The sequence below is a fragment of the Gluconobacter kanchanaburiensis NBRC 103587 genome, from assembly GCF_007988905.1.
Taxonomy (GTDB): Bacteria; Pseudomonadota; Alphaproteobacteria; order Acetobacterales; family Acetobacteraceae; genus Gluconobacter; species Gluconobacter kanchanaburiensis.
Window position 1 is genome coordinate 145,361 of record NZ_BJVA01000005.1, and the last position, 13,570, is coordinate 158,930.

The following is a 13,570-nucleotide window of genomic DNA, read 5'->3' on the forward strand; positions in this document are numbered from 1 at the left end:
AGGGAAGATCAGAGAGGAACGAGCTTTCCATTCCGCAGTGTGACGGTCCTGTCCATCCGGGATGCCAGTTCGTCATTATGGGTCGCGATCAGAGCTGCAGCGCCCTCTTCCCGCACCACACGTAGCAGCTCTCCAAAGACATGGTCCGCAGTTCCAACATCCAGATTGCCAGTTGGTTCATCTGCCAGAAGCAATCGGGGCTGGTTGGCCAGTGCGCGGGCAATTGCCGTTCGCTGCTGCTCACCTCCCGAAAGACGGCCGGGCAGCGACTCAAGACGATGCGACAGTCCAAAACGGCCCAGCAGATCCCTTGCCCGTTCCCGCGCCTTGCGTGGGGGTACACCTGCGATCAGTTGCGGCAGCATGACGTTTTCGCAGGCGGTAAACTCACCCAGCAGATGATGAAACTGATAGACGAAGCCGATCTGGTCCCGTCGAATGGCCGTGCGTACGGTGTCATTCAATCCGCTGGCGGGGCGGTCGGCGATAAAGACTGTCCCCTCACTGGGAGCTTCCAGCAAACCCGCCAGATGCAAAAGCGTGGATTTTCCTGTTCCGCTTGGCGCCACCAGAGCCACGATCTCGCCGGAACGGAGTTCGAACTCCGCTCCGCTCAGGATTTCGAGCGTTTCCTCGCCCGAGCGAAAGCGCCGCGTGAGTCCCTCAAGGCGCAGGGCGCTGGGCCCTGTGGATGTTTCACTCATGACGCAGTGCCTCGATCGGATCGGTTCTCGCTGCCCGCCATGACGGATAGAGGGTCGCCAGAAGCGACAGAACCAGCGACATCCCAATCACTTCCCATACCTGAGACCACACCAGTTTTGCTGGCAGACGCTCCAGAAAATAGACTTCCGGGTTGAACAGATTGGTTCCCGTCAGAGACTGAAGCCATTGACGGATCCGTTCGATGTTCAACGCGAAAGCGATGCCCAGCGCAGAACCCGCCACGGTTCCCACAATCCCGACAGACGCGCCGCACATGAGGAAAATCCGCATGATCGCGCCTCTGCTCGCACCAAGCGTCCGTAGCACCGCAATATCCCGCGTCTTGTCCTTGACCATCATGATCAGTGACGAAATCACGTTGAATGCCGCCACGAGAATGATGAGCGTCAGGATCAGGAACATGACGTTCTGCTCAACCGTCACCGCATCCAGGAAACCATTGGCGCTCTGCGTCCAGTCCAGCACACGCAGGCGCGGATCTTCCAGACGCGCGGCAATGGCCTTGCGCGTCGGCTGCACATTGGACGGGTCAACCGTAGAAACCTGAATGAGCGAAACAGCGGACGTCCCGAGCATCAGGAATTTCTGCGCCGCGGGCAGCGGCATCAGGACGACACTGGAATTATAGTCGTTCCAGTTCGCATCGAAAATGACGGCCACATGATAGGTTTTCACCCGCGGCATCGTTCCGAACGGCGTCGCTTGCCCGTCCGGAGAAAGCAGCGTGATGGGAGACCCGATCGTGAGCCCTGCCCTGTCTGCCATCGTGGTGCCGATGGCCACAGCGTTATCGCCAGTAAAATCGTTCAGACTTCCTGCGATGATCCCGCTGCTCAGGGCCGTCCAGTCCCGCAATGACTGCTGGGAGACGCCCTGCATTTCCGCCCCGGACGAGAAGCGCCCCGCCTCCACCAGCACAGTACCCTGCGCCATGGGGATAACGGATTTTACGCCCGGAACCTGCCGGATCGCAGCGACATCGTTTTCGTAAGCCTCAATGGGACGCCCATAACCATATACGGTCAGGTCTCCGTGCAGACCGAGGATACGTCCCATCAGATCGGCCTTGAAGCCGTTCATCACCGACATGACGATGATGAGTGTCGCCACTCCGAGCGCAATCCCGATCAGGGAGAAAATGGCGATGATCGAGGCGAAACGCTCGCCCCGGCGGGCACGGAGATACCGTCCCGCCACCATGCGCTCGAAGCGGCCGAACATCAGGCGTCTCCGATTTTGGCCAGAGCGTCCTCGACGGACAGTTCAAACCGCTCGCCTGTAGCACGCTGCTTGAGCTCGACCTTGCCTTCCTTGGCGCCCCGAGGTCCGACGATAATCTGCCAGGGATGTCCCATCAGATCCGCATCGTTGAACTTCACACCCGCGCGATCTGAGCGGTCATCGTACAGCAGGTTCTCGGGATCGGTGCCGTAAATGCTCTCACAGATCGCATCACAGGCCTCATCCCCCTGACGCAGGTTCAGGATTGCCGCACGATACGGCGCGACCGATGCTGGCCAGATGATGCCAGCCTCATCATGCGACGCCTCGATGATCGCCCCGACCAGACGCGACACGCCAATACCGTAAGACCCCATCTGCGGATGGAACGACGTCCCATCAGAACCGATCACCTCAATGCCCATCGATTCCGTGTACTTCGTACCAAAATAGAAGATATGACCGACTTCGATCCCGCGGCCTTCGCGCTTGCGCTCCTCCGGGACCTTGGCCCATTCGGCTTCGTCGTGCTTCTCATCCGTAGCGGCGTAATGATCGGTCACGGTTGAGAAGAATGTGGCGAGACTTTCGTGATCGTCACAATCGACCGGACGACCAAGCCAGTCCTGCTCTTCGAGTGCGGCATCAAAGAAAACGCCGCTTTCACCCGTCGGAGCAAGAACGAGGAATTCGTGGCTCAGATCACCACCGATCGGTCCCGTATCGGCGACCATCGGAACGGCCCGAACACCCAGACGCTGGAAGATACGCAGATAGGACAGCATCATCCGGCGATAGCTGGCGACGGCATCCTCGTAGGACGCATCGAAGGAATAGGCGTCTTTCATGAGGAACTCACGCCCGCGCATCACGCCGAAACGGGGACGCACCTCGTCCCGGAACTTCCACTGGATGTGGTAGAGTGCCTTGGGCAGATCCTTGTAGGATTTCACGGATGCTCCGAAGATATCCGTGATCATTTCCTCGTTCGTCGGCCCGTACAGCAGATCACGGCCATGACGATCCTGAATCCGGAGCATTTCCGGACCATAAGCGTCATACCGCCCCGAGCGGCGCCACAGATCGGCGGACTGAAGCGTCGGCATCAGAACTTCCTGTGCGCCGATCGCGTCCTGCTCCTCGCGGACGATCTGCTCGATATTGCGCAGAACCCGCAGGCCTGCCGGCAGCCAGGCATAGATGCCCGAAGAGGTCTGGCGCACAAGACCAGCCCGCAGCATCAGGCGGTGAGACGCGATCTGTGCCTCGGTCGGCACTTCCTTCAGCGTCGGCTGAAAGGCTTTTGTCAAACGCATGGATTACTTCTCTCAGACGCGCAGCAGATGAACATCGACAAGCGGACGCTTCTGAAGCTTTCGCCCCAGAGCACGACGCAGGGCCGTTTTGGCCGCATCACGGAAGGCCGCATCGTCCTGACGCAGTTCATCCGGAATCTGGTCGATGGAGTCAGCGAATTCTTCCTGAATCCGGATGCTTTCCGGATCGTCAGATTCCAGCAGGCCCGGCGCACTGATCTTCGGCTCACCAATGACGTAACCTTCGTCATCGACCGCAAAACTAGCTAAAACGATGCCGTTGAACAGCATCTTGCGACGAGCAGCGAGAACACCGCCCGTCATGGGCAGCAGACGACCGCCATCCAGTGCCAGACGGCCCGTCGGCGCTGTGTCGACAACCTTCACCTCACCCGGAGACAGGTTCAGGATGTCACCATCTTCCAGAAGGATCGGTTCCGAACCCATTTCATGCGCCAGTGCGGCATGAGCCGTCAGATGACGCCATTCACCGTGGGTCGGAATGCTGTATTTCGGGCGGACGATCCGATAGAGCGTGCGAATGTCTTCGCTGGTCGCATGACCGGATGTGTGAACCTTCGCGTCCTTGTCCGTCAGGACCGTCACGCCACGACGCGACAGATTGTCCTGTACGGCCATAACGGCCTGCTCGTTACCCGGGATCATCCGCGAGCTGTAGATCACCGTATCCCCTTCGCCGAGGGCAATGTTCGGATGCGTATCAGAAGCAATACGCGACAGGGCCGAGCGCGGCTCACCCTGACTGCCCGTGATGATCATCAGCAGGTTTTCGTCTTCGACGTCCCGCGCATCCTGTTCGGTCAGAAAAGGCGGCAGGTCCTGAAAATAGCCGCACTCACGCGCAGCCGTCTCAAGGTTGCGCAGCGAACGCCCAACGATCATGACCACACGCCCCGAAGCCTGAGCAGCCTTGGCGATGCTCTCAACGCGCGCCACGTTACTGGCGAAGCAGGTCACGGCGATACGGCCTTCCAGACCCATGATCAGATCCGTCAGCCCTTTGCGGACATCTGCCTCGGACTCGGACTTGCCCGGCTTGAGCACGTTGGTGCTGTCGCCGACCATGGCCAGAACACCTTCGTCGCCCAGCTTACCGAACGTCTCCAGATCCGTTACCGGACCGACCAGCGGGTTCTCGTCGAGCTTCCAGTCACCGGTATGGACGATCAGACCATGCGGCGTCCGCAGCGCCACAGCCTGCGCTTCGGCGACGGAATGCGTGACGGACACGAACTGAAGATCGAACGGCCCAACTTCAAAACGCGAAGCCGGACGAATGACATGGATCTTCACCTGATTGTTCAGATGCGCTTCCTGCAACTTGCGCCGTAGAACCGCAGCAGCAAACGGCGTTGCATAAACCGGGCAGCGCAGATACGGCCACAGATGCGCCACCGCACCCAGATGGTCTTCATGCGCGTGCGTAATCACCAGACCGCACAGATCCCGCGCGCGATCAGCAATGAAGGTCGGGTCCGGCATCAGCACTTCGGCTTCAGGTGTGTCGTTACCCGAAAATCCGATGCCGCAATCGATGGCAAGCCAGGTGTCGCGACCGTTCTTCGTCAGGCAGTAGAGATTGAAATTCATGCCGATCTCGCCTGTCCCGCCCAAGGGCAGGAAAGACAGACCGTCCGGTTTTTCTGTCATGATTGTTCCTTGCAGTTATGACACATAATCAGAATGATATTCATTGCCCGATGCCCTGAGAGCGGTCGGGGGAATAGGAAAGCGGCGGACCCATATTGCGGTCCGCCAGAAGGCGCAGGCCATCCAGCGTCAAATCGGGCGCCAGTACATCGAAAAGCGACGTTCCCTCGGAGAACAGCGGAGCCAGACCTCCTGTCGCAATCACGGTTGGCTTTGTGTCCATTTCATCAGAAATGCGTCGGATCAGTCCCTCGACAAGCCCGACATAGCCCCAGAACAACCCGGAGCGCATTGCCACACTTGTGCTGCGCCCGATGGCAACACTGGGACGTCCGATACTCATTCTGGGCAGGCGAGCCGCGGCACGATGCAGAGCATCAATGGAAAGATTGACGCCCGGAGCAATCGCCCCACCACAGAACTGTCCGGCACTATTGACGACATCGAATGTTGTTGCCGTTCCAAAATCAACAACAATAAGGGGTGTTCCATGAAGTTCACGCCCCGCCAGACCATTCAGACGGCGATCAGCACCGAGCTCATTGGGGTTATCCACGAGAACATCAATTCCCCAGTCCAGCCTCGCGTCGGCGACAAGAGGAACAACACTCAGCCATTCACGGCAAAAACGGCGCAGTTCATAAAGCGCCACCGGTACCACAGTCCCAATAATTGCCCGGGTCACCTTGCGGCTATCAAGCCCGACACGCTCGAAAAGTATCAGAAGCCACGCAGCATATTCGTCAGCAGTCCGCGCTTCGTTCGTGGAGATACGCCACTGCCCCAGCCACGCCTCACCATCGTGTAAGGCGAACACGATGTTGGTGTTTCCAGCATCAATGACGAGAAGCACGTTGGGGTCCGGTCCTTCAATCCAGCACGATATCGCCGGTTACAACCGGAATGGTCTCACCGTTAGGCAATGCAAGAAGCAGGCGTCCCTGCGCATCCAGCCCTGAAAACGAACCTGTAATATATGTTTCACGTCCCTGAATCGCAAGCGCCGCACCGATAGGGTGCGCCCTTGCCAGCCAGGCCTCCCTGATTGGGGCAAACCCGTCCCGCACCTGTACGGCAACCCAGCGGTCGACCATCTCCACAAGTATGCGTCCGAAAACCTCAGGCGACGGTGTATCGGCGATTTCACTGAGTGCAGCCAGGCGGCGGCCGGGAATAACTGGTGGCTCGCGCAGGTTAGCGCCGATCCCGACAACAACCCACGAATTCTCACGCAAAGTTCCCGTCTCGATCAGAACTCCTGCCATCTTGCGCCCTTCAAACAGAAGGTCGTTCGGCCATTTGAGCATGAGACGGGAGACAGCATGTTGTGTGGCGCAAAAATGCGCGGCGGCATCAAACAGCGCAACTGCAATGACGAAAGGAAGAGCTGTAATGAAATCAGCCATGCTGATGGGGCGAAACAGGAGAGAAATTGCAAGATTTCCGCCTGGATCAGTCCAGCTTCGTCCTCGCGTACCGCGTCCGGATGTCTGGGAAAAAGCCTGAATGGCCAAGCCGGCCAACTCACCCGTCTCGGCTCTGGCTTTACAGAGATCAGACGTAGAGCCAAGCGTCTCATAATACTCGAAACGCCAGTTCATTGCTGTACGGAATTCATTTTGGTGGGCGATGACGGGATTGAACCGCCGACCCTCTCGGTGTAAACGAGACGCTCTACCGCTGAGCTAATCGCCCTCAGAATGTTTGTGAGGTCTATATACACGGTTTCGGATGGCGGTAAAGCCACCCGAAACCGTTTTGTGAGTTTTCTCAGCTCACGGCGTCCTTCAGACCCTTGCCCGGCTTAAAGCGGACAGAGGTGGATGCCGGAATGTCGATCTCTTCGCCCGTACGCGGGTTGCGGCCCTTGGCAGCCTTACGCGTTGCGGTCACGAAGCTGCCGAAGCCGACGAGACGGACTTCCTGCTTCTTGGCAAGCGTCGCTTCGATTGTGCTGAACACCGCATCGACAACTTCGCTAGCCTTGGCCTTCGGAAGATCGGCAGCGTCTGCAACGGCGGCGATCAGTTCCTGCTTGTTGAGGGGCTTCTCCATGATGTGCCTTTCTGGTGTTAGAGGGCCTGAGCCGGGCTCCGGTGAGTCCCTTCTGGCTCAGGCGCCTTGTTCGATCTGCGGCCGCACTATGAAGCGGATTTTGCCCGCGTCAACTGCTAGAATCGCAGAAGATCTGCCCTGTCAGTGCGGAAGGGGCTGCGGAGCAGCTTTATCCACCGTTATTTCACCAATTGGATCGACATTTTCATCCCATTCAATAGCTTCAGGCATCCGAGTCAGTGCGATTTTGAGCACCTCGTCCACATGGCTCACCGGAATGATCTTAAGGGCATGGCGGACATTGTCCGGCACTTCTGTCAGATCTTTCTCGTTGTCCTTGGGAATCAGAACGGTCTTGATGCCCGCCCTCAGCGCGGCCAGAAGCTTTTCCTTCAGCCCTCCAATCTCAAGAACGCGCCCACGCAGGGTGATCTCGCCTGTCATGGCGACGTCCCGGCGAATGGGAATCTGCGTCATGATGCTCACCAGAGACGTAGCGAGCGCGATGCCAGCGGAAGGACCATCCTTGGGGGTAGCACCCTCGGGCAAATGAATGTGGATATCCCGCTTCTCAAACAAAGGCGGCCGGATGCCAAAGTCTTGCGCTCGCGAGCGGACATAGGAAAGCGCAGCAGAAATGCTCTCCTGCATAACTTCACCAAGCTTACCCGTCTGCTTGACCTGCCCCTTGCCTGGAACGGTCACGCTTTCGATCGTCAGGATTTCGCCCCCAACAGATGTCCAGGCAAGCCCCGTAACAACGCCAATCATGTCTTCAGCTTCGGTCTCCCCATGGCGGAAACGACGAACACCAGCATATTTCTCAAGGTTTTCCGGCGTAATCTCGACGTGATCAACGTTGGTAGTAATGATTTCCTTTACCGCTTTGCGAGCAAGCTTTGCCAGCTCACGCTCAAGGTTTCGAACGCCAGCTTCCCGGGTATACGCACGGATCAGCTCCCTGATCGTGTCGTCGGAAATGATCAGCTCGCCTTCCTTGAGATTATGGGCTTCTGCCTGTTTGCCCAGAAGATGACGTCTCGCAATCTGCACCTTCTCATCTTCCGTATAACCGGAAAGATTGATGACCTCCATGCGGTCCAGCAGTGGCTGGGGCATGTTTAGACTGTTGGCCGTCGTGACGAACATCACATCCGACAGATCATAATCCACTTCAAGATAGTGATCGGCGAACGTGGAATTCTGCTCCGGATCCAGCACTTCCAGCAGGGCCGAAGACGGATCACCACGCCAGTCAGCGCCAAGCTTATCAATTTCATCCAGAAGGAAAAGCGGATTGGACGTCCGCGCTTTTTTCATGCCCTGAATGATCTTGCCAGGCATCGAGCCGATATAGGTACGTCGGTGGCCACGGATTTCAGATTCATCACGCACACCACCCAATGACATCCGGATGTAGTTCCGCCCGGTAGCTTTGGCTATGGAGCGGGCCAGAGAAGTCTTACCAACACCAGGAGGTCCGACAAGACACAGGATCGGTCCTTTGAGCTTCTGCGAACGACTCTGGACGGCCAAATACTCGAGAATGCGCTCCTTGACCTTCTCCAGGCCATAATGCTCGGCCTCAAGCACTTCTTCTGCATGTTGGAATTCACGGGTAATCTTGGACCGCTTTTTCCAGGGAATGCCAAGCAACCAGTCGAGATAGTTCCGCACGACCGTGCTTTCGGCCGACATGGGACTCATCCCCCGCAGCTTTTTCAGCTCGGCAAGGGCCTTTTCCTTGGCTTCACGGGTCAGACGCGTCTTGGCGATCTTTTCTTCAAGCTCGGCATTTTCATCCTTGCCGTCTTCCCCCTCGCCAAGCTCCTTCTGAATCGCCTTGAGCTGCTCGTTCAGATAGTACTCGCGCTGGGTCTTCTCCATCTGCCGCTTCACGCGGTTGCGGATCCGCTTTTCAACCTGAAGAACGCCGATTTCGGTTTCGATATGCGCGAAAACCTGCTCCAGACGCCGCGCGGCCGATGCTGTCTCGAGAATTTCCTGCTTTTCAGAAATCTTGAGGTTTAGATGGCTTGCGATCGTATCTGCAAGCTTTGACACGCCTTCGATCTGGTTGATCGAAACCATGACCTCGGGAGGAATTTTCTTGTTGAGCTTGATATACTGTTCAAACTGCGAAACCGTTGAGCGGCTCAGCGCCTCAATTTCGCTACCGGGAGCAGCATCGACGGCCTCTTCAGGAATTTCCTCGATTTCCGCCTCGAAATGACCATCCACATCAAACAGTCGCGTGATATGGACACGCCGCGTCCCCTCAACCAGAACCTTGACGGTTCCATCAGGCAGCTTGAGAAGCTGCAGGATCGTTGACACTGTTCCATAGCGATAGATGTCATCAACAGACGGATCGTCCAGCGAGACATCCTTCTGCGCGACAAGAAGGATCTGCTTGCTCTCGCGCGTAACCGTTTCGAGCGCCTTGACTGATTTTTCACGCCCCACAAACAGTGGCACGATCATATGTGGAAAAACGACGATGTTTCGTAGCGGCAGAACCGCCATCACGTCATGACGCACCTGTTCGACGACAGCATGAGTCTCCACTTCGGGTGACGGCTTGGAGGCCGCAGCAGACCGAGGCTTACGAACGGCTTTGATGGGAGCAGTGGTCTTTTCGGACCCGAAATCCTCAACGGATTTCTTGGTACGGCGACGGGTTTTGGGCTTGGTATCTTCAGTCATTCACTTGATCTCCAGAGGGACGATCTGGTGGCACTGGCCTGCCATGCAGCACCAGCACCACATCGTTTTCACACCTTTCGGCATGAATTCGGACAACCTCGGTCAGTTATGTCGAAACCCATAAGGTCCGGCGCAAGAGCCCGACATGTTATTTCATGCAGACTGTTCTGCAGGTTCGGTTTTCCCCTTGCCATATACATAGACAGGCTGGGCCTTGTTTTCGGCAACATCCTTGTTGATGACGACTTCCTCCACCCCTTCGAGACCCGGAAGGTCGAACATCGTTCCAAGCAGGATATTCTCCATGATGGATCGAAGACCGCGAGCACCGGTCTTGCGCTCGATCGCACGCTTGGCGATGGCCGCCAGAGCATCTTCCGTGAAGGTGAGTTTGACTCCCTCCATCTCAAAAAGGCGGCCATACTGCTTGATCAGCGCGTTTTTGGGTTTACTGAGAATCTGGATCAGAGCAGCTTCATCCAGATCGTTCAGCGCGGCGATGACCGGCAAACGGCCAATGAATTCGGGAATAAGACCGAATTTTAGCAGATCTTCAGGCTCAACGCTCTGAAGAATGGCTCCCAGCCGACGCTCGTCATCGGATCTTACATCCGCGCCGAAGCCTATGCCGGACCCTTTGCCACGCGCTGAGATGATCTTGTCCAGCCCCGCAAACGCACCGCCACAGATAAACAGCATATTAGTCGTATCCACCTGCAGGAATTCCTGCTGCGGATGTTTGCGCCCCCCTTGCGGAGGCACAGACGCAACCGTTCCTTCCATGAGCTTGAGCAGTGCCTGCTGCACCCCCTCGCCCGAGACATCCCGCGTAATGGACGGATTGTCGGACTTACGGGAAATTTTGTCGATTTCGTCGATATAGACGATGCCGCGCTGCGCCCGGTCCACGTTGTAATCGGCCGCCTGTAGCAGCTTGAGAATGATGTTTTCGACATCCTCACCCACGTAACCGGCTTCGGTCAGGGTCGTCGCATCCGCCATTGTAAACGGAACATCCAGAATTCGAGCTAGCGTCTGGGCAAGCAGAGTTTTTCCAGAACCTGTCGGACCGATCAGCAGGATGTTGGATTTCGCAATTTCGATGTCGTTGCTCTTCGCCGCATGGGCGAGGCGCTTGTAATGATTGTGAACAGCCACAGAGAGCGCACGCTTGGCTTCAAACTGACCAATGACATAGTCATCGAGAACCTTGCAGATTTCCTTGGGCGTGGGGACACCGTCACGGGACTTCACGAGATGCGTCTTATGCTCTTCACGGATGATATCCATGCAGAGTTCTACACATTCGTCGCAGATGAAGACCGTGGGACCAGCGATCAGCTTGCGGACTTCGTGCTGGGATTTCCCACAGAACGAGCAATACAAGGTGTTTTTGGAATCGCCGGATTTGTTGCTCATTGCTGTTCCCTTTCCCTTACGCACGACCTGACCGCATTCACGCAGCAGACATGCGAAAGAACTTTAACTGTAAGCCGAGGTGAGTTCCTTCGGCAACCCCGGAGCCTAGAGCCCCAAGACACGAAAAGCGGCATCCTGGATGCCGCTTTTTAGCTTCAGGAAGTCACGTCACTTCCCGTCCCAGACATACCTCAGCTTGGGTCAGGTGTGGTCTTGTGCGGATTACGTTCGACAACCTTGTCAATAAGACCGAATTCACGCGCTTCGTTCGCCGAAAGATAACTGTCACGTTCGAGCTTCTGCTCGATCTGTTCCAGCGTCTGTCCGGTGTGCTCGCGATAGATCTCGTTTAAGCGCTGACGGATGATGAGAATTTCGCGGGCCTGAATCTCGATGTCCGAGGCCTGTCCCTGCGCACCGCCAGACGGCTGATGGACCATCACGCGGGCATTCGGAAGAGCGTAACGATGCCCCTTCTCACCACCCGCGAGCAGCAGAGACCCCATGGAGGCGGCCTGACCGATGCAGACCGTGCTGACCGGGCAGCGGATGTACTGCATGGTGTCATAGATCGCGAGGCCGGCGGAAACAACGCCGCCCGGACTGTTGATGTAAAACGAGATTTCCTTGGTCGGGTTTACGCTCTCAAGGTAGAGAAGCTGCGCGCAGATCAGGGAGGAGACCTGATCGTAAACGGGTCCGGTCAGGAAAATGATGCGCTCCTGAAGGAGACGCGAAAAGATGTCAAAAGCGCGTTCTCCGCGGGCAGTCTGCTCGACCACCATCGGCACCAGAGAGTTGCTCAACACCTCGAGGGGATCACGATCCCGAATGGCCATGCTGTCTGTTCCTCAATGCCCAATGGGCTTTCTTCTGCTTCCTAACATGGACCCGACATGTCATTCCGTCAAAGGGAGCAGGCAGGAAAAAACGGGCACCCGAAGAGTGCCCGTTGGATCCCGCGCCGAAAGATCAGAGTTCGGCGGGCGGGATTTCGGCCAGCTCTTCCGGCGTCACGTCCTTATCGGTGACGTCGGCCAGCTCGATCAGATAATCGACGACCTTGTTTTCCAGGATCGGGCCACGGAGCCCTTCAACAGCCTGCGGGTTCTTGGAGAAGAACTCGAAAACCATCTGTTCCTGACCCGGATAACGCTGGGCTTCCTGCTGCATCGCACCCAGAAGCTCTTCACGAGAAACTTGAATCTCCTGCTTGCGGCCGATTTCAGCCAGCAGCAGACCCAGCTTCACGCGACGCTCTGCAATACGACGGTAATCAGCCTTGAGGGTCTCTTCGTCCTTGCCTGCATCTTCCTCGTCCAGGCGACCGGCCTTACGGTCTTCCTCGACGCGAGCCCAGATCTGGTTGAACTCAGCGTCAACCATGCTGGACGGTGCCTCAAAATCCGTTTTCTCGGACAGGGCATCCAGAAGGTCACGCTTAATGCGCAGACGCGAGAGCTGCTGGTATTCACCCTCAGCCTGCTCGGTGATGATCTTGCGGATCTGCTCAAGATTTTCGAAACCGATCGTCTTGGCAAGCTCGTCGTCGATGACCGGATCAACGGCCTTCTTCAGGGACTTCGCCTTGATGTCGAAGGTGACAGCCTTGCCGGCCAGTTCTTCAGCCTGATAGTCGGCGGGGAACGTCACATTGATAACACGCTCTTCGCCAGCCTTCATGCCTTCCATCTGCTCGGCAAAACCAGGGATAAAGCCTTCGCCGCCGATTTCGACATTCACGTCGTCAGCCGTGCCGCCATCGAACGGCGTGCCGTCTAGCTTGCCGACAAAGTCAACGCAGACGACATCGCCCTGAGCGGCTGCACGGTCTTCCTCGATTGTCTCGAACTTGCGGCTACGACGAGCAACATCGTTCAGAGCCTTTTCGACAGTCTCTTCGCTTACCTTGGCGCCAAGACGAGTCAATTTCAGGCCAGACAGATCGGGAACTTCGATTTCCGGAAGAACCTCGGTCTCGACCTTGAATTCAAGATCCTTGCCGTCTTCAATTGCGGATACCACTTCGACCTTCGGCTGCATCGCCGGACGGATCTTCTGTTCTTCAAACAGTTTTGTGGTCGCATCGTTGACGGCTTCTTCAAGCAGTTCCGCATTCACGGATGCACCATAACGCTGCTTGACGAGGGAGGCCGGCACCTTGCCAGGACGGAAACCCGGCAGCTTGATGGTCTTCGCGACTTCGGCGAGTCGTGCATCGCGGCGGGCCTGCAGGTCGGCAGACGGGACAACGACGGTGAAGGCGCGCTTAAGTCCTTCGTTGAGCGTGGGCGTAACCTGCATGAGCCAGGCGATCCTCTCGGTCGGTAGGTTGGTCAAATCTCTTTCTCGGGAAGCCGGGTTGGTGCGGGCGGAGGGACTTGAACCCCCACGACTTGCGCCACCAGAACCTAAATCTGGCGTGTCTACCAATTTCACCACGCCCGCAGCGCTCG

At 57.0% G+C, this 13,570-nt stretch carries 11 protein-coding genes and 2 tRNA genes; all 13 read right to left on the bottom strand.

The genetic code is table 11. From position 1 onward, the window contains the following. Positions 1–8 precede the first annotated feature (8 nt). Positions 9–704 (bottom strand): ABC transporter ATP-binding protein, encoded by a 696-nt coding sequence (locus GKA01_RS06075; protein ID WP_146860202.1) that lies wholly within the window; start codon positions 702–704, stop codon positions 9–11. Further along, positions 697–1,947: a lipoprotein-releasing ABC transporter permease subunit gene (locus tag GKA01_RS06080; protein WP_146860204.1), complete on the bottom strand. Its 1,251-nt coding sequence runs from the start codon at positions 1,945–1,947 to the stop codon at positions 697–699. Before GKA01_RS06080 ends, GKA01_RS06075 begins: the two co-directional genes overlap by 8 nt. Beyond that, entirely contained in the window at positions 1,947–3,263 is a 1,317-nt protein-coding gene (proS, locus tag GKA01_RS06085; RefSeq protein ID WP_146860206.1) for a proline--tRNA ligase, read from the bottom strand. Before proS ends, GKA01_RS06080 begins: the two co-directional genes overlap by 1 nt. A 12-nt stretch (positions 3,264–3,275) precedes the next feature. Further along, positions 3,276–4,934, bottom strand: a complete 1,659-nt coding sequence (locus GKA01_RS06090) for a ribonuclease J (protein WP_146860208.1) — start codon at positions 4,932–4,934, stop codon at positions 3,276–3,278. A 40-nt stretch (positions 4,935–4,974) separates the two neighbouring features. Next, complete coding sequence (locus tag GKA01_RS06095) at positions 4,975–5,787, bottom strand: type III pantothenate kinase (RefSeq protein ID WP_146860210.1); 813 nt, start codon at positions 5,785–5,787, stop codon at positions 4,975–4,977. 16 nt (positions 5,788–5,803) lie between these two features. Continuing rightward, on the bottom strand, positions 5,804–6,535 hold the full coding sequence (locus GKA01_RS06100) for a biotin--[acetyl-CoA-carboxylase] ligase (protein WP_146860212.1): 732 nt from the start codon (positions 6,533–6,535) through the stop codon (positions 5,804–5,806). Between the two features lie 19 nt (positions 6,536–6,554). Further along, positions 6,555–6,629, bottom strand: a tRNA-Val gene (locus GKA01_RS06105). 75 nt (positions 6,630–6,704) lie between these two features. Continuing rightward, positions 6,705–6,989, bottom strand: a complete 285-nt coding sequence (locus tag GKA01_RS06110; RefSeq protein ID WP_011251684.1) for an HU family DNA-binding protein — start codon at positions 6,987–6,989, stop codon at positions 6,705–6,707. 141 nt (positions 6,990–7,130) lie between these two features. After that, positions 7,131–9,695, bottom strand: a complete 2,565-nt coding sequence (lon, locus tag GKA01_RS06115) for an endopeptidase La (protein WP_146860214.1) — start codon at positions 9,693–9,695, stop codon at positions 7,131–7,133. Positions 9,696–9,848: 153 nt separating this feature from the next. Further along, positions 9,849–11,114, bottom strand: a complete 1,266-nt coding sequence (clpX, locus tag GKA01_RS06120) for an ATP-dependent Clp protease ATP-binding subunit ClpX (protein WP_146860216.1) — start codon at positions 11,112–11,114, stop codon at positions 9,849–9,851. Positions 11,115–11,305: 191 nt separating this feature from the next. Beyond that, the gene (locus tag GKA01_RS06125; RefSeq protein WP_146860218.1) at positions 11,306–11,953 is read right to left on the bottom strand and encodes an ATP-dependent Clp protease proteolytic subunit; all 648 of its coding nucleotides are present in this window, start codon (positions 11,951–11,953) and stop codon (positions 11,306–11,308) included. A 133-nt stretch (positions 11,954–12,086) separates the two neighbouring features. Beyond that, positions 12,087–13,418, bottom strand: a complete 1,332-nt coding sequence (gene tig / locus GKA01_RS06130; RefSeq protein ID WP_146860220.1) for a trigger factor — start codon at positions 13,416–13,418, stop codon at positions 12,087–12,089. A 59-nt stretch (positions 13,419–13,477) separates the two neighbouring features. Continuing rightward, positions 13,478–13,562, bottom strand: a tRNA-Leu gene (locus GKA01_RS06135). Positions 13,563–13,570: the final 8 nt, after the last annotated feature.

Bases quoted from the DNA above. Each gene is read 5' to 3' on its own strand.
- GKA01_RS06075 (WP_146860202.1), bottom strand. From the start codon at position 704: ATGAGTGAAACATCCACAGGGCCCAGCGCCCTGCGCCTTGAGGGACTC.
- GKA01_RS06080 (WP_146860204.1), bottom strand. From the start codon at position 1,947: ATGTTCGGCCGCTTCGAGCGCATGGTGGCGGGACGGTATCTCCGTGCC.
- proS (WP_146860206.1), bottom strand. From the start codon at position 3,263: ATGCGTTTGACAAAAGCCTTTCAGCCGACGCTGAAGGAAGTGCCGACC.
- GKA01_RS06090 (WP_146860208.1), bottom strand. From the start codon at position 4,934: ATGACAGAAAAACCGGACGGTCTGTCTTTCCTGCCCTTGGGCGGGACA.
- GKA01_RS06100 (WP_146860212.1), bottom strand. From the start codon at position 6,535: ATGAACTGGCGTTTCGAGTATTATGAGACGCTTGGCTCTACGTCTGAT.
- GKA01_RS06110 (WP_011251684.1), bottom strand. From the start codon at position 6,989: ATGGAGAAGCCCCTCAACAAGCAGGAACTGATCGCCGCCGTTGCAGAC.
- lon (WP_146860214.1), bottom strand. From the start codon at position 9,695: ATGACTGAAGATACCAAGCCCAAAACCCGTCGCCGTACCAAGAAATCC.
- clpX (WP_146860216.1), bottom strand. From the start codon at position 11,114: ATGAGCAACAAATCCGGCGATTCCAAAAACACCTTGTATTGCTCGTTC.
- GKA01_RS06125 (WP_146860218.1), bottom strand. From the start codon at position 11,953: ATGGCCATTCGGGATCGTGATCCCCTCGAGGTGTTGAGCAACTCTCTG.
- tig (WP_146860220.1), bottom strand. From the start codon at position 13,418: ATGCAGGTTACGCCCACGCTCAACGAAGGACTTAAGCGCGCCTTCACC.